Genomic DNA, 18,401 nt, shown 5'->3' with positions numbered 1-18,401 from the left:
GGACTACCAACCCCGCGGCGTCCCCTGCGGCCGCCCACGAAAAAAGCCCTGAACCCCAACGAGGGTTCAGAGCTATTCGGATGTCTTGCAACATCACAAACGAGCGAGTGACGGGATTCGAACCCGTGTAAACGGCTTTGCAGGCCGGTGCCTAGCCACTCAGCCACACCCGCACTGACGTCCACGGTGCCAGTAGCCTCGCCCGCAGAACACCGTTGCAATCCTGCTGAGCGTTAGTCGGTGTCGATCCGCCGCGCGGGGCGGCCGCTTCGGATCGACGCGACCGCGGCCGACGCGGCGAGCACCGCGAACACGGCGAACAGCCACCGCGACGCCGTCGCATCGCCGCGATCGGAGACGTTGACCACGACACCGGCCAGGGCGGCGCCGAACGCTCCGCAGATCACCTGGACGGTGTTGATGGCCGCGGCCGCCGCAGGCCCCTCCGCGGGGTCGTCCACCTTGCTCATCGCCCACGCCGACAGATGCGGCCACGCGATGCCGACCCCGGACCCGGTGATGACGAGTCCCGTAGCCCACGCCGCGACGAACCACTCGGAAGCGTCCTGGCGTTGGGTCAGCGCACCGATCGTCAACCCCAGAGCCATCACCAGTGGCGCCACGGCCACCGTGCGCACGATCACCGCTTGCCGGCTCAGCGAGGCGCTGCTGATCTCGCCGACAGTCCAGCCGACGGCCAGCCCCGCGCCGAGAAAGCCCGCGGCCACCGGGGCGAGGTGCGCGAGCCGCTGCGCGAACAGCGGCACGTACATGTCGACCATCGTCGCGGCCATCAGCACGCCCAACGTCAGATAGATCCACTTCAGCGGGCCGGCGCGGAATGCGCTGGGTGGCAGGACCGACGCGCCTGCGCGGCGGTCGACCACCAGGAACACCGCGACCAGACCGAAGCCCGCGACGACCAGTCCCGCGGTGGCGCGCGTGTCGTGCGGAACGCCCGCCGCGCTGACCAGCAGCGCGGCCGCGCCGAGTAGGAGCAACGACCACACGGGGATGCGGACGCGGCTCGGCGGCACCGTCGCGTCGCGGGTGCCAGGCAGCGCGAGCGGCACCAGCACCGACATCGCGGCCGTCATCACCACGAGCACACCGAAAGCCCAACGCCACGAACCGTATTGGGCGAACAGCCCACCGGCGGCCGGGCCCACCAGCGTCCCGACGCCCCACATCGCCGACACCAGTGCCGACGCCTTGGTCCACAGCGCGCTCGGCAGCGCGGTGTTGATGACGGCGTACCCGAGCCCGGCCAGCAGTCCGCCGGCCGCGCCCTGCACCGTCCGGCCGGCGAGCAGGAACTCCATACTCGGCGCCATCGCACAGCCGAGGCTGCCCGCACCGAACAGCGTCAGCCCGAGGAGGTAGGACCACCGGGGCCCCCACCGCATCAGCACCGCGTGCACCGTGGTGGCCGCCATCACCGACCCGACCAGGTACACCGTGGTCACCCAGGCGTAGAAGCGTTGCCCACCGATCTCGGCGACGGCGCTGGGCATCAGACTGATGGTCAGGAACTCGTTGGTCGCGTACAGCGCGACGCCGCCCGCGAGCACCGTGGAGGCGCCGAGATGTCGCGGGCCCAGCAGGTCACGCCACGATCCCGCGGGATGGCCGGCGGGCGCCTCGGTATCAGTCACGCCGTCGACCGTAGGACCTCAACGGCGGTTGAGATCAACTCATTTGAGGCCGGCCGCGTCCATGCCACGGAGTTCCTTCTTCAAATCGGAGATCTCGTCGCGGATCCGGGCGGCCAGCTCGAACTGCAGATCCCGTGCGGCGGCCATCATCTGCGCGGTCATGTCCTTGATCAGATCGGCCAGCTCCGCGCGCGGCATGTTGCGGGTGTCGCGGCCCTCGAACACACCGGCGCTGACCGCCCGACCCGGTTCGCCGGGCGCGCGTCGGCCCCGGGACGCGTTGCGGCCCGAACCGCCCACCTCGACCGCGGCATCGGTGTCGTCGGCTTCCCGGTACACCTGATCGAGGATGTCGGCGATCTTCTTGCGCAACGGCTGCGGATCGATCCCGTGCTCTTCGTTGTAGGCGATCTGTTTGGCGCGGCGTCGCTCGGTCTCGTCGATGGCCTGCTTCATCGAGTCCGTCATCGTGTCCGCGTACATGTGGACCTCGCCGGAGACGTTGCGTGCCGCGCGACCGATGGTCTGGATCAGGCTCCGCGGCGAGCGCAGGAAGCCCTCCTTGTCGGCGTCCAGGATCGCGACCAGCGACACCTCGGGCAGATCGAGGCCCTCCCGCAGCAGGTTGATGCCGATGAGCACGTCGTACTCCCCCAGCCGCAGCTGCCGCAGCAGTTCGACACGGCGCAGCGTGTCGACCTCGGAGTGCAGATACCGCACCCGGATGCCCATCTCGAGCAGATAGTCCGTGAGGTCCTCGGCCATCTTCTTGGTCAGCGTGGTGACGAGCACCCGCTCGTCGCGCTCGGTGCGCTTGCGGATCTCCCCGATCAGGTCGTCGATCTGCCCCTTGGTCGGCTTGACGATGACCTGCGGATCGACCAGACCGGTGGGCCGGATGACCTGCTCGACGAACTCCCCGCCGGTCTGGCTGAGCTCGTACGGGCCCGGCGTCGCCGACAGGTACACCGTCTGCCCGATCCGGTCGGCGAACTCCTCCCACGTCAGCGGCCGGTTGTCGACGGCCGACGGCAACCGGAACCCGAACTCGACGAGGTTGCGCTTACGCGACATGTCGCCCTCGTACATGCCGCCGATCTGCGGCACCGTCACGTGCGACTCGTCGATGACGAGCAGGAAGTCCTCCGGGAAGTAGTCCAGCAGCGTGGCGGGCGCCGACCCGGCGGGGCGGCCGTCGATGTGCCGCGAGTAGTTCTCGATGCCGGAGCAGAACCCGACCTGGCGCATCATCTCGACGTCGTAGTTGGTGCGCATCCGCAGCCGCTGGGCCTCGAGCAGCTTGCCCTGCCCTTCCAGCTCCTTGAGGCGGTCTTCGAGTTCGGCCTCGATGGTGGAGATCGCGTGCGCCATCCGTTCCGGTCCAGCCACGTAGTGCGTCGCGGGAAAAACCCGCAGCGAGTCGACCTGGCGGATGACGTCGCCCGTCAGGGGGTGCATGTAGTACAGCGCCTCGACCTCGTCGCCGAAGAACTCGATGCGGACCGCCAGCTCTTCGTAGGACGGGATGATCTCGACGGTGTCGCCGCGCACCCGGAACGTGCCGCGGGTGAACGACATGTCGTTGCGGGTGTACTGCACGTCGACCAGCAGCCGGAGCAGCGCGTCCCGCGGCACCTCGTCGCCGACCTTCAGCTCGACGGAGCGGTCCATGTAGGACTGCGGGGTGCCCAGGCCGTAGATGCAGGACACCGAGGCCACCACCACGACGTCGCGGCGGGACAGCAGGCTGGACGTCGCGGAGTGCCGCAGCCGCTCGACGTCGTCGTTGATCGAGCTGTCCTTCTCGATGTAGGTGTCGGTCTGGGCGATGTACGCCTCGGGCTGGTAGTAGTCGTAGTACGAGACGAAGTACTCAACCGAGTTGTGCGGCAACATCTCTCGCAGCTCGTTGGCCAGCTGCGCAGCGAGCGTCTTGTTCGGCGCCATCACCAGCGTGGGCCGCTGCAGCCGCTCGATCAGCCACGCCGTGGTCGCCGATTTACCGGTACCGGTGGCGCCGAGCAGCACCACATCGCGCTCCCCTGCCCGGATCCGGCGCTCCAGCTCCTCGATGGCGGCAGGCTGATCGCCGGCCGGCTGATACTCGCTGACGACCTCGAAGCGGGCACCGGCGCGCACGACCTGATCCACGGGGCGGTACTCGGAATGCGCGAGTACGGGATGTTCAGTCGCGAAAGCCATGTTCACCAGGGTAGAACCCGGCACCGACATCTTCTGTTCCGCGGGCACCCGACGGTGTTTATCCTGGTCGGCATCCACCCTCCCAAGCGCGAGACCTTCGATCTGGCGACCCGCACCAACACCGACCCGAAGGGTGTCGTGCGGGACGTCGACGTCTACACCGTCGAGCCGTGGGGCCTCTACCTGGCCCGGCCGGCTCCGGGCCGGGCGCAGTTCCACTACCTCGAATCGTGGTTGCTGCCCGCGCTGAACCTGCGGGTGACGGTCTTCCACTTCAACCCCGGCTACGAGCGCGACCAGGACTTCTACCTCGACGTGGGCGTCTACACCGCCGGGCCGCGCGTCTGGCACAGCGAGGATCACTACCTCGATCTGGTGCTGCGCACCGGCCGTCAGGTGACGGTGGCCGACGTCGACGAGCTCGTGCTGGCCGTCCGCGACGGCCTGCTCAGCCCCGACGACGCCGACCGCGCCATCCGGACCGCGGTGACGACCGTCGAGGCGCTGGCCCGCCACGGCTACCACCTCGACAGCTGGCTGAACACCATCGGGATCACCCTGACGTGGCGCGCAGCATAGACTCCGCGGTGTGAGTTCGAGCAGACGGACGCGAGGTGTGTGGGCGGTCGGCGCCGCCGCGGTCATGCTGGCCAGTGGATCCGTGTCGCCGATGACCACCGCGGCCGCGGATCCGGAGCCGCCTCCGGTGGTCGAGACCCCGGCCCCGCCCGTCCAGCACAACGTCCTGTACCGCGCCCGCGCCGACGGCACCTCCCGCGGTGCGGTGGTCGCGTACAAACAGGACGACCAGAACGTCAACAGCGCCCAGCCGACGATGCTGCCGGGTCAGACGTTCGAGGTGAACACCGTGCTGACCGACCCCAAGCTGGCCGGCATGCAGATCTCGATCCAGTGGCCGTACGGGTCCAACCTGCACTGCGAGATCCTGGTCGACGACCAGATCGTGGCGCAGGCCGATCAGTTCATCGCGCCCAGGTTCTTCCGCGTCAAGGACGATCCGCTGTACGGCACCCTGCAGTGCGGCGCCCCGCTCGACATCCCGGTACCCGGGACGGACGGCTCGGCGCCCACCGCGGAAGCCGTGCAGGCCGAGGCTCCCGCGACCTGAGCTTGACCCTCACGCGGCGTGAGGTACCAACCTGATCGACGTGACGCGGGAGATGCAGGTGGGCGAACTCACCGTCGGTGAAGTCGCGGAGCGATTCGGCATCACGGTCCGGACGCTTCACCACTACGACGACATCGGGTTGTTGATTCCGAGTAGGCGTAGCGCCTCGGGCTACCGGGTGTACACGTCGGCCGATCTGACGCGGTTGTCCCATATCATCGTGTACCGCCGGCTCGAGTTGCCTCTCGACGAGATCGCAAGCCTCTTGGACGAGGGCAACGAGATCAGCCACCTGGTTCGACAGCGCGAACGCGTCATGTCCCGGCTCGACGAGATGAAGGACCTCGTCGAGGCAATCGATCAGGCATTGGAGAAAGCAATGACGAACACGCCCATGACCGACGACGACATGCGCGAACTCTTCGGTGACGGCTTCGACGACTACCAAGCGGAGGCCGAGCAGAAGTGGGGCGAGACCGCGGAGTGGAAGGAATCGCAGCGCCGGACGAAGTCCTACGGAAAGGACGAGTGGGTTCAGATCAAGGCCGAGGGAGAAGCCGTTGAGAAAGCCCTGTCCGACGCGTTCCGCGCGGGCCTCCCCGCCGACTCCGACGAGGCGATGAACGCTGCAGAGCAGCACCGGCTCCACGTGAATCGCTGGTTCTACGACTGCCCGCCGGCCTTCCACCGCAATCTGGGCGACATGTACGTGAGCGACCCCAGATATGTGGAGACATACGACGAGTCATTTGGGCTTCCCGGTCTCGCGGCCTACTGCCGCGACGCGATCCACGCGAACGCCGACCGGGCGGGTCAGTGACTCAGTCTCCGGGTCGCCAGCCGGTGGCGTCGGCCCATTGCCACGCCCTCCGGTAGGCGTCGGAGAACCACGGCTCCTTGTCCTCGGCGTAGTCGCCCATGGTGGCGTGCCCCCGCGCGGCGACGCGGTGCTTGAGATCCAGGTAGGCGGCCTGCTCACCGGGGTCGGCCCGGAGCCAGTCGACGAACAGCAGCGCGAACTGCTGCCCGGGCCAGCCCTGCACCCGCACGTGGACGTTGGTGGGGCGCCCGGGGTCGGCGGAACGGTAGAGCCGCTTGCGCCACAGCGCGGGATCGTCGACGTGGTCGAAATCGGCCACGGTGCTGCGCGCATCGGGTTTGGCGGCGTCTTCGGTGATCGGTGTCGCGACGTAGCCGGCTCCGAGCATCGCCTCGGCGATCTCCTCGGCCGTGCCGAGAGCGTCGACGGTGACCTGCACGTTGATGACGTCCTTGGCGGCCATGCCCGCGACAGCGGTCGACCCGATGTGATCGACGCGGACCGCTCGGTGTCCGCACGCGGTTCGCAGCCGGGCCACGATCCGCTGGGCTTGGGCCGGCCACTGCGGGTCGGGCGGCACCAGTTGCGGCGGGGCCTGCGCGGGGCGGCGCGCCGCGATGTTGGCCGCGAACGGCTCGATGCGGTCGTGCCAGAGCGCTCGGGCGGCCGCGACGAGTTCCTCGGCACTCCCGGCGTTGTCGAGCCACACGTCGGCGACCGCGCGGCGCTGCTCCTCGGTGGCCTGGGCCGCGATGCGCGCGCGGGCGTCCTCCTCGCTGAACCCCCGGTACTCGATCAACCGCTTGACCCGCAGGTCGGCGTCGGCGTGCACCACGATGACGAGCGGGAACATCGGCGCCATCTGTGACTCCACCAGCAGCGGGATGTCCTCGACGATGACGGCGTCCTCGGCCGCGGCCGCGATCAACTCCGAACGGCGTTGCGCCACAAGCGGATGCACGATGCCGTTCAAGGTGGCGCGCTTCTCGTCGTCGCTGAACGCGATCGCCGCCAGCGCGGGCCGGTTCAAGGCCCCGTCGGGCTGCAGGATCTCTTCCCCGAACGCCTCCACCAGACTCTTCAGCCCCGGGGTGCCCGGTTCCACGACCTCGCGGGCGATGACATCACCGTCGACGACGACGCCGCCGAGCTCGCTGAACGTGGCCGACACCGTGGACTTGCCCGCCCCGATTCCTCCGGTCAATCCGATTCGCAGCACGCCCACAGTCTGTCAGCACGTGCCGCGGGTTCAGCCGACCGGCACCAGCACCCCGCCGGGCTGCTGCACCGTCCACCCTGGGTCCTGCCGCACCGCCTTGGCGGGTTCGACGATGGTGCAGGAGTCGTTCTTGTCGCAAACCGTGACGGAGCCGTCCTTCCAGGCGCACCACGCCCCCGAGCCTTTCGTCTTCCCGATGTAGCTGCCGCCGTAGCGGTCGCACATCATCTTGAGGCTGTCGGGGTCCTGCGTGAAGGGCTTCGCGTCGGCGACGGTCGCGGACCCGAGGGCGATTCCCAGAGCCGCCGTTCCGGCGGCGACCGCGATCAGCGCCGATGTCGTTGCGCGCTCGATGAAGTGGGACATGTCGTACTCCTGTCGTCTCGTCGGCGGCCCGGCGGGCCGCCGTCATGGGTAGGAGCACGAGCGGCAGAAATCCGGACACTTTTGTCGGCGCCGGTGGTCAGCCGATGGGCGGCACCGTGGTGACGACAGGCTCGTCAGGGGTGAAGGTCTGGAGCGGTCCCGGCGGCACGGTCCGCGCCGGCGCGGTTCGCGGGGGCGTCGTCATCGGCGTGGTGTCCGCCGCCGTGGTTTCGGGTGCTGTCTCCCTAGGCTGTGTCGTCTTCGGCGCCGTCGTCCGGGGCGTCGTCGGCACCGCGGAGTCCTGCGCTGCTGTGGTCACCGGCGAGGTCGGGTCGGGATCGTCCGTCGGGCGCGGTTGGCGCACTGTCGCGGTGGCCGGATCCGTGCCGGCGGGGCGCTCGGGACTGGCGGGCGCGGTCATCGTCGGCACCGAGGTGACCGGCTCGGCGATCCGGGGTGCGACGGCCGGGCCGGTGGTGGCCGGCGGCGGCACAAAGCCGGCGGGCGGGCGGCCCGCCTTCGTCGTGGTCGCCTCCATGTCGACCGGACTCACCGGCGTCGTCTGCGGTGCGCGGCCGACAGCGACGAAGACGATCACACTCAAAGCCAGCATCGCCGCACCCACCACGGCCAGCAGCCGAGCGGTGTTCGATCGTGAATGAGTGAGTTCTGTTGCAGCAGAGGTCAATTGAATAGCACTCAAAGTGCGCTCCCGCAACTCAGGCGGCGCGGGGACAAACACCGGGGTGGCGCCGAGGAGAGCCTGGGGACTGACTCGACGACGGCGTTCGTCGTCGCACTGCCCGCATGCCTCGATATGCCGGGCGACGCGCTTGCGCATCAGGACGGTGAAACGCCCGTCCCACCCGTCGAGCACTGCCGCCAGGCCGGCACACGCGTTCGGCCCACGACCGGCATTCCCTGCCACGAGCAGGGCGCCGAGTGACCGTTCGACGGTGTCGCGCAGCCGCTGCACCATTTTCGTGGCCGCGGCCGGGCTGGCCTCCAGGGCCTCGGCCAGTTCGGGACCGTCCAGGCCGTGGTAGTAGCTCAACTCCAGGACAACGCGGTCGCGGTCGGACAACCCGCCGGCAGCCTCGGTGACCAGATCGGCCAACGCGGAGCGGGCAGCCAGGACCTCGGGTCCTGCCTCGCTGGAAGCCACCTCAGGCACCGCATCGACGGATCGTTCCCGGCGACGCGCGCGGATCCGGCGCAACGCCTCGTTGCGTGCGACGGCGTAGAGCCAGCTGCGGAGTTTGTCGGGTTCGCGCAACTGCGCCAGGCGCGCTGCCGCCGTGCAGAACGTGTCCTGGACACAGTCGGCCGCCGCGTCTCGGTCCCTGAGCATCCCGATGCAGAAGTCGTGGAGCCGATCGGCGTAGCGGTCGTAGATCGCCGCCAGCGCGTGGGGGTCTCCTGCCGCAGCCGCCAGGGCGAGCTCGGCGTCGGTGGGATCGGCATCTGGTGGGAAGGTCATGAACTGCCCCCGTTGACCCCGTCATCCTAGCTTCGCCGACCACCGGCCATGCCTGGTTCCCTCACGCCGGCGTCAGCACGCCGACCGACGGTATGTCGATGACCGCTCTCGGCCCCTCCGCGCCGGGCTGCACGCAGTTGGGCGGCCCCTGCGTGCTGATCACGAGGATCCCGCCGGCTGACGCGCAGCATCGTTGTCGCTTCGCATACGACGACTCACGCACACCGTCGGAATCTTTGATGCTCGGTGCGCTCATGCACCTTTCGAACTGGGTCAGGTCGACCGTCGGTCTCGCCTCCGCGGCGGCGATCGTGATCCACGGCAGAGCCAGCACCAACACCGATGCGGTCAGGATGCGTCTCGTGGTCTTCATCTCGTACTCCTTCAGCTGTGGCGACCAGGTTGGTCGTCGTCACCGTTAAGAGCCGACACCGCGGCGTACCGGACAGTTTTTTTCGAAGACTCTGCGCGTGGGCTGTCGGATTCGGTCGGCGCCGTTCGTCGGTCAGGTAGAGAGTGGACAACAGGGTTCCACTCCCGACCCGGAGGACATCACGATGTATTACTTCGCAGTGCTGCAGACACCGGAGCGCGAACTCAACCAGGCGGATCTCCAGGCGGAGATGCAGGCCTACACCGACTTCCATGCGCGGGCCGCCGAGGCCATCCGGGCCGGTGACGCGTTGGCGCCGGTGGCCGAGGCGGTGCGCATCGACGGCGGCCCGGACCGCCCGGTGATCACCGACGGTCCCTTCGCCGAGGGCGCCGAGGTGGCCGGCGGCTTCTACGTGTTCGAGGCCGAGAACCTCGACGAGGCGCTGGAGCTCGCTCGGCAGATCCCCGCAGCCTCCTACGGCGCCGTGGAGGTGTGGCCGATGGTGCATTGGAGCGCCCCGGACCAGCCGACCACCGGCAACGACTGGCTCGCGCTGCTGCTGCATCCCGCCGACCAGCTGGCCGAGCCGGGCACCCCGGAGTGGGAGGACGGCGCGCGCCGTCACGTCGACTTCTACGCCGCGGCGGGTGAGCACGTGCTGGGCGGAGCGCCTCTGCACCTCCCGGCGACCGCGACGACGGTGCGGGTGCGCGGATCCGAGGTGCTGCTGACCGACGGACCGTTCGCCGAGGGCGCCGAAGTGGCGAGCGGCTTCTACCTGCTGCGGGCCGGCGACCGGGAGGAAGCAGCGAAGATCGCCGGGATGATCCCGGCGGCCGCGGTGCAGGTGCGCCGCCTCGCGGGTGTGTCCGGGCTCTAGCCACGATGCAGCCCCTGGACGGCGTCTTCCGGCGCGAATGGGGCGGCGCGGTGGCCGCGGTCGCGCGGTGGTGCGGCGACCTGACCGTCGCCGAGGACGCCGTCCAGGAAGCCTGCGCCGACGCCCTGCGCGCGTGGCCCCGGGACGGGATGCCCGACGCGCCCGGAGCCTGGCTCATCACCACGGCACGGAATCGGGCCCGCGACCGTCTGCGGCGCGAATCGATCCGTCCGGGAAAGGAATTGGCCGCGGTGGTCGACGACATCATTGCCCGTACCGATCGGTCCGAGGCACCGCACCGCATCCGCGACGATGAACTACGGATGATGTTCACCTGCGCGCATCCGGCCCTGGATCGGCCTTCTCAGTTCGCGCTGACCCTGCGGCTCGTCTCGGGTCTGACGGTCCCGGAGATCGCGCGGGCGCTGCTGCAGAGCGACTCCGCCGTCGGTGCCCGGATCACCCGCGCGAAGGCCAAGATCCGCCATGCGAACATCCCGCTGCGCGTGCCACCGGCGGACATGTTGCCCGCACGGACGCCGCATGTCCTGGCCTGCGTCTACTCGGTGTTCACCGAGGGGTACTGGTCGACTGCCGGGCCCTCGGCCGTGCGGGACGAACTCTGCGACGAAGGGGTTCGCCTCGCCCGTGAGCTGAGCGGGCTGCTGCCCGGGGACACCGAGGCCGCCGCGTTGACAGCGCTTGTCCTGCTGCACGATTCGCGCCGAGCCACCCGCGTCGATGCGCAGGGCGCGCTGATCCCGCTCGAGGAACAGGACCGGCGGCGCTGGGATCGTCACAAGATCGCCCGCGGGCTGGACTACGCCCGCCGCGCCGGCGGCTCGACGGGCCCGTACCTGCCGCAGGCCGTGATCGCCGCGGTCCACGCGACCGCGCCGTCCTGGGAGCAGACCGACTGGACGACGATCTGCGCCGCCTACGATCGTCTGCTGGCCATCACCGAGTCACCGGTGGTGCGGGTCAACCGCGCGCTCGCCGTCGGATTCCGGGACGGACCGGACGCCGGACTGGCCGCCCTCGACCAGGTGGCCGACCACGCGCGGTTGGTCCACTCCGCCCTGCCCGCCACCATCCGCGCGGATCTGCTGCGCCGGGCGGGCCGGCCCGCCGAGGCGGTGCAGTGGTATCGAGAGGCACTGGGACGCAACGGATCCGAACCCGCCCGTCGGTTCCTGCAGCGCCGCATCGACGAGTGCGGAGGGTGACCGGAACGACGAAGGCCCCGACTCGGTGAGTCGGGGCCTTCGATCGTGACGAACTGACTAGGCGTTGCCTGCCAACTTCTCGCGCAGCGCGGCGAGCTGCGCGTCGCTGGCGAGCGAGCCGCCGGCCGATTCCTCGGACCGCGAGGAACCGTTCGACGTCGCCGGACGCGCGGCCTCTTCGGCCTCGGCAGCGGCGAACTTCTCCATCTGCGCGGTGTGCATCTTGTAGCGACGCTCCGCCTCGGCGTACCGGGCTTCCCACTCGTCCCGCTGCTTCTCGAAGCCTTCGAGCCACTCGTTGGTCTCGGCGTCGAAGCCCTCGGGGAAGATGTAGTTGCCCTGGTCGTCGTAGCTGTCGGCCATGCCGTACTTCCAGGCCTCGAACTCTTCGCTGTTGTAGTCCTCGTTGGCCTGCTTGAGGCTCAGCGAGATGCGGCGGCGCTCCAGGTCGATGTCGATGACCTTGACCATCGCGTCGTCGCCGACCTGGACCACCTGGTCGGGAACCTCGACGTGGCGCTCGGAGAGCTCGGAGATGTGCACCAGGCCCTCGATGCCCTCCTCGACGCGGACGAACGCACCGAACGGCACCAGCTTGGTGACCTTGCCGGGCACGATCTGGCCGATGGCGTGGGTGCGGGCGAAGTGACGCCACGGATCTTCCTGAGTCGCCTTGAGCGACAGCGAGACCCGCTCGCGGTCCATGTCGACGTCGAGCACCTCGACGGTGACCTCGTCGCCGACCTGAACGACCTCGGACGGATGATCGATGTGCTTCCAGGACAGCTCGGAGACGTGCACCAGACCGTCGACGCCGCCGAGATCGACGAACGCGCCGAAGTTGACGATCGAGGAGACGACACCCTTGCGGATCGCGCCCTTGGTGAGCTGGTTGAGGAACTCGCTGCGCACCTCGGACTGGGTCTGCTCCAGCCACGCGCGGCGCGAAAGCACCACGTTGTTGCGGTTCTTGTCGAGCTCGATGATCTTGGCCTCGATCTCCTTGCCGATGTACGGCTGCAGATCGCGGACACGACGCATCTCCACCAGCGACGCGGGCAGGAAGCCGCGCAGCCCGATGTCGAGGATCAGGCCGCCCTTGACGACCTCGATGACGGTGCCCTTGACGGCCTCGTCCTTCTCTTTGAGTTCCTCGATGGTGCCCCAGGCACGCTCGTACTGAGCGCGCTTCTTGGACAGGATCAGACGGCCTTCCTTGTCCTCCTTGGTGAGGACCAGAGCTTCGACCTCGTCGCCGACGGACACAACCTCATTGGGGTCGACGTCGTGCTTGATGGAGAGCTCACGGGAAGGAATGACACCTTCGGTCTTGTAACCGATGTCGAGCAGAACTTCGTCGCGGTCGACCTTGACGATCGTCCCTTCGACGATGTCGCCATCGTTGAAGTACTTGATGGTCTTGTCGATGGCGGCGAGGAAATCCTCCGCGGAGCCGATGTCGTTGAGGGCTACTTGCGGAGACGTGACGGAGGGACTTGGCATGTGGTGGGTTGCTCCGGACAGGTTCAATCGTAGGGACAGAAAAGGACAGATCTGGTGTTCTTGATGTGCCTGCGATCGTGAGCACCCACGGGTGCGCACACAGGTACCTGACAAGGCTACTCGACAGGGTCCACGCAGGACAAACCCGCCCCGTCGAGCGGCTACCCTGCTGGACGTGATACGCGTTCGCCGGGTCGGCGCTCCTCTGGGCGTGCTCATCGCGTTGGGCACGCTCGCCGGGCTCATCGTCATCGTACTGACGGCGGTGAACCCCGTCGGCACGTCGATCGGGTTCGTGCTGTCGAGCATCGCGATGACCGTCGTCGTGCTGTGTTACCTGTGGCTGGATCGGTGGGAGCCCGAGCCGCCCCGCCTGCTGATCTTCGCGTTCATCTGGGGGACGTCGGCCGCCGTCGTCATCTCCTCGATCCTGCAGATCGTGCTCGAGGCCTGGGTGAACCCCGGCGGCTCCGGCGATATCAGCCCGTTCACCCTGGTCGTCGGAGCGCCGCTGACCGAGGAGGCGGCCAAGGGCGCGTTCCTGCTGCTGATGATGACCGGAGTGCGCCGCAACGAGCTCAACTCGCTGACCGACTGCCTGGTCTACGCCGGCCTGGTCGGAGCCGGTTTCGCCTGGTTGGAGGACATCCTCTACATCGCCAACGCGGATTCGGTGGCCGACTCGCTGTTCACCGCGGCCCTGCGGCTCATCATGTCCCCGTTCGCCCACTCGCTGTTCACCACGATGACCGCGATCGGCGTCTGGTACGCGCTGCAGCGGCGGTCGGCCGCCGGCAAGGCGGGCGCGATCGTGCTCGGCTACGCCGGGGCGGTCCTCCTGCACGCCATGTGGAACGGCTCGTCCCTGTTCGGGGCCGGGGCGTACTTCGCGGTGTACGCGTTCTGGATGGTGCCGGTGTTCGCGCTGGCGATCACTCTCGCGGTGCGGAGCCGCCGTCGGGAGCAGCGCGTCGTCGCGGCGACGCTGCCCGGCATGGTGGCCGCCGGCGTCGTCAGCCCCAACGAGGCGACCTGGCTCGGCTCGATCCGGACCCGAAAGCTCGCGATCGCCGAGGCGACGCGGTTCGGCGGCAAGCCCGCCGGCGCCGCGGTGAAGCGCTTCTCGCACCAGGTGGTCGAGTTGGCCTTCGTGCGCGACCGGATCGACCGCGGCTTCGGTGACCCGCGGGTCCTTGCGCTGCTGCACGAGGAGACCTACGCGCTGTATGCCAGCCGAGCGTCGTCCCCCGCGCTGTACCAGCTGGCCGGTTTCCGGACATCCTGACCGCCATACTCGGCTCGTGATCCAGCACATCCTCAACTACCTCGGGATCGGCGCCGCCGCGGCCTCCGGGGCGGTGCTCGGTGTCCGCAAGGGGTTCGACCTGTTCGGCATCGCGGCGATGGCGGTGGTCACAGGGGTGGGCGGCGGCGTCCTGCGCGACGTCCTGCTCGCCATCGATCCCCCGCAATCGCTGCAGCGTTGGCAGGACATCACGGTGTGCCTGGCCGCCGCCGCCCTGGCGACGCTGTTCGCCCGGACGGTCATCCGACTGCACCAGCCGGTGACGATGCTCGACGCCGTCGGGATGGGTTTCTTCGCCACGTCGGGCGCCGCGCTGGCCGTCGACCACGGCGCCGGCTGGTTCGCCGCCGCGCTGCTGGGCATGGTCTCGGCGCTGGCCGGCACGATCATCCGCGACGTCGTGGCCCGCGACGTGCCCGTGGTGATGGGACCCGACGACATGTATGCCGTGCCCGCCATGCTCGGGTCGGTCATCTACGTCGTCATCGACTATTACGGCCCGCAGTGGGTCGGGGTGGCGGTCGGATCGCTGGTCGCGACGCTGCTGCGGCTCGCGGCGATCACATTCCACTGGCGACTGCCGACGGGGCCCCGCGAACTGATCATGCGCGCGCACCCGCCCCACCCCGGCCCCTAGGTCTTGAAATAGACCATCTGATGGGTGGACACCAGCAGTTCGCCGGCCCGGCTCCACAGCTGCGCGGACTGATCGAAGTAGCCGCGCGAGAAGCGACTCGCGTGCGCGCGGGCGAGCACGAAGTCCCCGCCGATCGCGGCGAGGTCGCCGCTGTCGGCGTGGAAGTACGTGGTCAGCGAGATCGTTCCCGCCGGGGACACCGCGCCGCGGCGCAGGTACACCCGCGGGTAGAAGACGTCGCTGACCGCGGTGAGCGAGGCGAAGTCGAGACCACGTCCGTGCACGTCGCGCACCCACAGCGTGGACACCGACGACGGCGACGGTTCAGCATCGGCGCCGGGGACCGCACCCTCGACGAAGCGCATCTCGAAGTTGCGCGCCCACGCGATCGTCGGGTGCAGACCCGTCGGAGCGATCCCCTCGGGCGCGGGCACCTGCCACGGCGAGGCCTCGGTCTCCGACCACGTGTCCCTGCGGATGCCGAAAACCGTTGTCGCCGTGGTCGTCACGACGCCGTCCTGGGACAGCTCGACCAGCCAGTGCTGGTTGGTGCGGTTGGTCCGCACGGCGGTCGCGGTGATGTCGAGGTCGCCGTCGGTGATCGGCGCGGCGAAGTTCACGGTCAACGACAGAGGCTCACCGATCCGGTCCGGTTGCTCCTCCACCGCGCGCAGCATGAGCGCCGCGGTCAGGCCGCCGAACGGCCCCACCATGTTCGCCCAGTCGGTGCTGGTCTTGGCGCGCATCCGGCCGGGCGCGGTGTGCTGCAGCGCGACCGCATCGTCGAAGGAGTGACCCGTCATCAGTGCGCCGCCGCATCCCAGCTGCGGCCGTAGCCCACCGACACCTCGAGCGGCACGTTCAGCGGGTAGGCGTTGCCCATGTGCTCACGCACCAGCACCTCCAGGGCGTCCCGTTCGCCGTCGACGACCTCGAAGAGGAGTTCGTCGTGCACCTGCAACAACATGCGCGACGACAACCCCGCCTCTTTGATCGCGGCGTCGACATTGATCATCGCGACCTTGATGAGGTCGGCCGCGCTGCCCTGGATCGGTGCGTTCAGCGCGGCCCGCTCGGCAGCCTCGCGCACGTTGCGATTGCTGCTGTCGAGTTCGGGGAGGTAGCGCCTGCGTCCGAACACCGTCGAGGTGTAGCCGTCCTTGCGAGCCTGGTCGACGACGTCGCGCAGGTAGTCGCGGATCCCGCCGAAACGCGCGAAGTACTGGTCCATCTGGACCTTGGCCTCTTCGGTGGAGATCTTCAACTGCGCCGCGAGCCCGTAGGCACTCAGCCCGTAGGCCAGCCCGTAGGACATGGCCTTCACCCGCCGTCGCAGATCCGGCGTCACCTCGTCGATCGGGACGTCGAACGCCCGGGACGCGACGAAGGAGTGCAGATCCTCGCCGGTGTTGAACGCCTCGATCAGGCCTGCGTCCTGCGAGAGGTGCGCCATGATGCGCATCTCGATCTGGCTGTAGTCGGCGGTCATCAGCTCCGCGTAGCCGGCGCCGACGACGAATGCGTCCCGGATCCGTCGTCCGGCTTCGGTGCGGATCGGGATGTTCTGCAGGTTCGGTTCCGTCGAGGACAGCCGCCCGGTGGCGGCGATCGTCTGGTTGAACGTGGTATGGATCCGGCCGTCGGAGGCGATCGAGTTGAGCAGCCCGTCGACGGTGACCTTCAGCCGGGTGGCGTCCCGATGGGCGAGCAGATGCTGCAGGAACGGGTGGCCGGTCTTCTCGAAGAGGCTCTGCACGGCGTCGGCATCCGTGGTGTAGCCGGTCTTGGTGCGTTTGGTCTTCGGCATCTCGAGCTCGTCGAAGAGCACCACCTGCAGCTGCTTCGGTGAGCCGAGATTGATCTGCTTGCCGATCACCGCGTACGCGGCCTCGGCGGCGTCGCGGATCTGACCGGCGAACTCGCCCTGCAGTTCGGTGAGGGTGTCCAGGTCGACGGCGATGCCGGCGGTCTCGAGGTCGGCCAGCACCCGCTGGACGGGCAGCTCCATGCTGCCCAGCAGCGCCGAGGAGTCGATACGGGCGAGCTCCTCGTCGAGCGCGTCGGCGAGGTCCATCACCGCGCTGGCACGCAGCAGCAGCGTCTGCACGGCCTGGTCGTCCACGCCGTCGGAGTCGTCGAGCAGCGAAAGCTGTTGTTGCTCAGGGTTGTCCGCACGCAGCTCCCGCTTCAGGTAGCGCAGGGACAGGTCGTCGAGGGTGAAACTGCGCTGACCGGGCCGGACCAGGTAGGCGGCCAGCGCGGTGTCGGAGGTGATGCCGGCCACCGGCCAGCCCCGACCTTCCAGGTCGTGCATCGCGAGCTTCGCCTCGTGCAGCGCCTTGGGCTGGGTGGGATCGGCGAGCCACGACACCAGCGCGGCCTCGTCGGCCGGGTCCAGCGTGGTGGTGTCGAGGTAACGGCCCTCGCCGTCGGGCGCGACGATGGCGATCGCGGTGGTGTCGCTGTCGAAGGCGAGGTGATTGCCAACCACGGCCAGCCCGGAGCGGCGCCCGTCGCTGTGCTCGTCGAGCCAGCCCGCCAGCGTCCCGGGCTGCAACGCCTCACCGCGGACGTCGAAGCCCTCCTCGACCTCGGGATCGGCCGAGGCCAGGGTGTCGAACAGCCGGTCGCGCAGCACCCGGAACTCCAGGTCGTCGAACAACCGGTGGATCTGGTCCCGGTTCCACGGCTGCATCCGCAGCGTGTCCGGCGTCTGGGCCAGCGGCACCTCCTTGACCAGGTCGGTGAGCTCCCGGTTGAGCACCACGCTGGACAGGTGGGCGCGCAGCGCATCGCCGACCTTGCCTTTCACCTTGTCCACGTTGTCGACCAGCGCCTGCAGCGAGCCGTACTCGGCGATCCACTTGGTGGCCGTCTTCTCCCCCACCCCCGGGATGCCCGGCAGGTTGTCACTGGGGTCGCCGCGCAGCGCCGCGAAGTCGGGGTACTGCGACGGTGTCAGCCCGTACTTCTCGACCACGGCCTCCGGGGTGAACCGGGTCAGTTCGCTGACCCCCTTGCGCGGGTACAGCACGGTGACGTCGTCGCTGACCAGCTGCAGCGAGTCCCGGTCTCCGGTGACCACCAGCACCCGGTAGCCCTCGTTCTCGGCCTGCGTGGCCAGGGTGGCGATGATGTCGTCGGCCTCGAAGCCCACCTCGGCCAGCACCGTGATGCCCAGCGCCCCGAGCACCTCCTTGGTGATGTCGATCTGGCCGCGGAATTCGTCGGGGGTGGCCGACCGGCCCTCCTTGTACTCCGGGTACTTCTCTTTCCGGAAGGTCTGCCGCGAGACGTCGAAGGCCGCGGCGATGTGACTCGGCTGCTCGTCACGTAGCAGGTTGATGAGCATGGCGGTGAATCCGTAGACCGCGTTGGTGGTCAGCCCGCCCTGGGTCTTGAAGTTCTCGGCCGGCAGCGCGTAGAACGCGCGAAACGCCAGGGAGTTGCCGTCCAGCAGCATCAAGGTGGGCTTCTCGTCGGTCGCCGATGCGGTCTTGGCTGGGCTCACGGCCTTCACTCTAAGCACCGGGGCCGACACCCGATTCATCGGGAATGAACGCAGGGGGCGGGCGGTTACAGCCCATGTCGATCTTATGTAA

At 68.8% G+C, this 18,401-nt stretch carries 16 protein-coding genes and 1 tRNA gene; 7 read left to right on the top strand and 10 right to left on the bottom strand.

What is annotated here, in order from left to right; genetic code table 11:
* Positions 1 to 102: 102 nt before the first annotated feature.
* From MCHLDSM_RS28250 to uvrB, 3 genes are all read right to left on the bottom strand, one after another.
* A tRNA-Cys gene (locus tag MCHLDSM_RS28250) sits at positions 103 to 173 on the bottom strand.
* Between the two features lie 60 nt (positions 174 to 233).
* Positions 234 to 1,655 carry an MFS transporter gene (locus MCHLDSM_RS28245; protein WP_048473133.1) on the bottom strand — a complete coding sequence of 474 codons (1,422 nt, stop codon included), beginning with the start codon at positions 1,653 to 1,655 and terminating at the stop codon, positions 234 to 236.
* Positions 1,656 to 1,694: 39 nt separating this feature from the next.
* A complete protein-coding gene (uvrB, locus tag MCHLDSM_RS28240) occupies positions 1,695 to 3,857 on the bottom strand; it encodes an excinuclease ABC subunit UvrB (protein WP_048473142.1) in 2,163 nt (720 codons plus the stop codon).
* A 72-nt stretch (positions 3,858 to 3,929) separates the two neighbouring features.
* On the opposite strand from uvrB, the gene MCHLDSM_RS28235 reads away from it, so the two are divergent.
* The 3 genes from MCHLDSM_RS28235 to MCHLDSM_RS28225 are packed head-to-tail and all read left to right on the top strand — an operon-like array spanning position 3,930 to position 5,806.
* Complete coding sequence (locus tag MCHLDSM_RS28235; protein WP_048473141.1) at positions 3,930 to 4,436, top strand: ribonuclease FAU-1 family protein; 507 nt, start codon at positions 3,930 to 3,932, stop codon at positions 4,434 to 4,436.
* A gap of 10 nt (positions 4,437 to 4,446) precedes the next feature.
* Positions 4,447 to 4,986 (top strand): Rv2576c family protein, encoded by a 540-nt coding sequence (locus tag MCHLDSM_RS28230; RefSeq protein ID WP_048473132.1) that lies wholly within the window; start codon positions 4,447 to 4,449, stop codon positions 4,984 to 4,986.
* A gap of 52 nt (positions 4,987 to 5,038) precedes the next feature.
* Positions 5,039 to 5,806, top strand: coding sequence for a MerR family transcriptional regulator (locus tag MCHLDSM_RS28225; protein WP_082169127.1), 768 nt, complete (start codon positions 5,039 to 5,041; stop codon positions 5,804 to 5,806).
* A gap of 1 nt (position 5,807) precedes the next feature.
* On the opposite strand, the gene coaE is transcribed toward MCHLDSM_RS28225, so the two are convergent.
* The 4 genes from coaE to MCHLDSM_RS28205 all read right to left on the bottom strand — a co-directional run bounded on the left by coaE (position 5,808) and on the right by MCHLDSM_RS28205 (position 9,244).
* Complete coding sequence (coaE, locus tag MCHLDSM_RS28220; RefSeq protein WP_048473139.1) at positions 5,808 to 7,025, bottom strand: dephospho-CoA kinase; 1,218 nt, start codon at positions 7,023 to 7,025, stop codon at positions 5,808 to 5,810.
* 30 nt (positions 7,026 to 7,055) lie between these two features.
* On the bottom strand, positions 7,056 to 7,391 hold the full coding sequence (locus tag MCHLDSM_RS28215) for a hypothetical protein (RefSeq protein WP_048473131.1): 336 nt from the start codon (positions 7,389 to 7,391) through the stop codon (positions 7,056 to 7,058).
* A 97-nt stretch (positions 7,392 to 7,488) separates the two neighbouring features.
* Complete coding sequence (locus MCHLDSM_RS37885; protein WP_048473130.1) at positions 7,489 to 8,871, bottom strand: RNA polymerase sigma factor; 1,383 nt, start codon at positions 8,869 to 8,871, stop codon at positions 7,489 to 7,491.
* A 61-nt stretch (positions 8,872 to 8,932) separates the two neighbouring features.
* On the bottom strand, positions 8,933 to 9,244 hold the full coding sequence (locus MCHLDSM_RS28205) for a hypothetical protein (RefSeq protein ID WP_048473129.1): 312 nt from the start codon (positions 9,242 to 9,244) through the stop codon (positions 8,933 to 8,935).
* Positions 9,245 to 9,428: 184 nt separating this feature from the next.
* Here MCHLDSM_RS28205 and MCHLDSM_RS28200 point away from each other — a divergent pair, with 184 nt between their 5' ends.
* Entirely contained in the window at positions 9,429 to 10,127 is a 699-nt protein-coding gene (locus MCHLDSM_RS28200; protein WP_048473128.1) for a YciI family protein, read from the top strand.
* A gap of 5 nt (positions 10,128 to 10,132) precedes the next feature.
* Positions 10,133 to 11,353 (top strand): RNA polymerase sigma factor, encoded by a 1,221-nt coding sequence (locus MCHLDSM_RS28195; protein WP_048473127.1) that lies wholly within the window; start codon positions 10,133 to 10,135, stop codon positions 11,351 to 11,353.
* Positions 11,354 to 11,410: 57 nt separating this feature from the next.
* Here the strand turns inward: MCHLDSM_RS28195 and rpsA are convergent, their stop codons facing one another.
* Positions 11,411 to 12,856 carry a 30S ribosomal protein S1 gene (gene rpsA / locus MCHLDSM_RS28190; protein WP_043408891.1) on the bottom strand — a complete coding sequence of 482 codons (1,446 nt, stop codon included), beginning with the start codon at positions 12,854 to 12,856 and terminating at the stop codon, positions 11,411 to 11,413.
* A gap of 175 nt (positions 12,857 to 13,031) precedes the next feature.
* On the opposite strand from rpsA, the gene MCHLDSM_RS28185 reads away from it, so the two are divergent.
* Positions 13,032 to 14,141 (top strand): PrsW family intramembrane metalloprotease, encoded by a 1,110-nt coding sequence (locus MCHLDSM_RS28185; RefSeq protein WP_234714227.1) that lies wholly within the window; start codon positions 13,032 to 13,034, stop codon positions 14,139 to 14,141.
* 16 nt (positions 14,142 to 14,157) lie between these two features.
* Positions 14,158 to 14,799: a trimeric intracellular cation channel family protein gene (locus tag MCHLDSM_RS28180; protein WP_048473126.1), complete on the top strand. Its 642-nt coding sequence runs from the start codon at positions 14,158 to 14,160 to the stop codon at positions 14,797 to 14,799.
* Here the strand turns inward: MCHLDSM_RS28180 and MCHLDSM_RS28175 are convergent.
* Positions 14,796 to 15,602: an acyl-CoA thioesterase gene (locus MCHLDSM_RS28175; protein ID WP_048473125.1), complete on the bottom strand. Its 807-nt coding sequence runs from the start codon at positions 15,600 to 15,602 to the stop codon at positions 14,796 to 14,798. The genes MCHLDSM_RS28180 and MCHLDSM_RS28175 overlap by 4 nt on opposite strands.
* Complete coding sequence (polA, locus tag MCHLDSM_RS28170; protein ID WP_048473137.1) at positions 15,602 to 18,310, bottom strand: DNA polymerase I; 2,709 nt, start codon at positions 18,308 to 18,310, stop codon at positions 15,602 to 15,604. The genes MCHLDSM_RS28175 and polA overlap by 1 nt, the downstream gene beginning before the upstream one ends.
* Between the last annotated feature and the right edge of the window lie 91 nt (positions 18,311 to 18,401).

Origin of the sequence: Mycolicibacterium chlorophenolicum (assembly GCF_001044235.1) — a bacterium.
GTDB classification, from domain to species: domain Bacteria; phylum Actinomycetota; class Actinomycetes; order Mycobacteriales; family Mycobacteriaceae; genus Mycobacterium; species Mycobacterium chlorophenolicum.
This window is presented reverse-complemented; position numbering and strand designations above follow the sequence as displayed.

What these genes read in the sequence shown, in the direction of transcription:
- uvrB (WP_048473142.1), bottom strand. Translation starts at nt 3,857, where the DNA reads ATGGCTTTCGCGACTGAACATCCCGTACTCGCGCATTCCGAGTACCGC.
- MCHLDSM_RS28225 (WP_082169127.1), top strand. Translation starts at nt 5,039, where the DNA reads ATGCAGGTGGGCGAACTCACCGTCGGTGAAGTCGCGGAGCGATTCGGC.
- MCHLDSM_RS28215 (WP_048473131.1), bottom strand. Translation starts at nt 7,391, where the DNA reads ATGTCCCACTTCATCGAGCGCGCAACGACATCGGCGCTGATCGCGGTC.
- MCHLDSM_RS37885 (WP_048473130.1), bottom strand. Translation starts at nt 8,871, where the DNA reads ATGACCTTCCCACCAGATGCCGATCCCACCGACGCCGAGCTCGCCCTG.
- MCHLDSM_RS28205 (WP_048473129.1), bottom strand. Translation starts at nt 9,244, where the DNA reads ATGAAGACCACGAGACGCATCCTGACCGCATCGGTGTTGGTGCTGGCT.
- MCHLDSM_RS28200 (WP_048473128.1), top strand. Translation starts at nt 9,429, where the DNA reads ATGTATTACTTCGCAGTGCTGCAGACACCGGAGCGCGAACTCAACCAG.
- MCHLDSM_RS28195 (WP_048473127.1), top strand. Translation starts at nt 10,133, where the DNA reads ATGCAGCCCCTGGACGGCGTCTTCCGGCGCGAATGGGGCGGCGCGGTG.
- rpsA (WP_043408891.1), bottom strand. Translation starts at nt 12,856, where the DNA reads ATGCCAAGTCCCTCCGTCACGTCTCCGCAAGTAGCCCTCAACGACATC.
- MCHLDSM_RS28175 (WP_048473125.1), bottom strand. Translation starts at nt 15,602, where the DNA reads ATGACGGGTCACTCCTTCGACGATGCGGTCGCGCTGCAGCACACCGCG.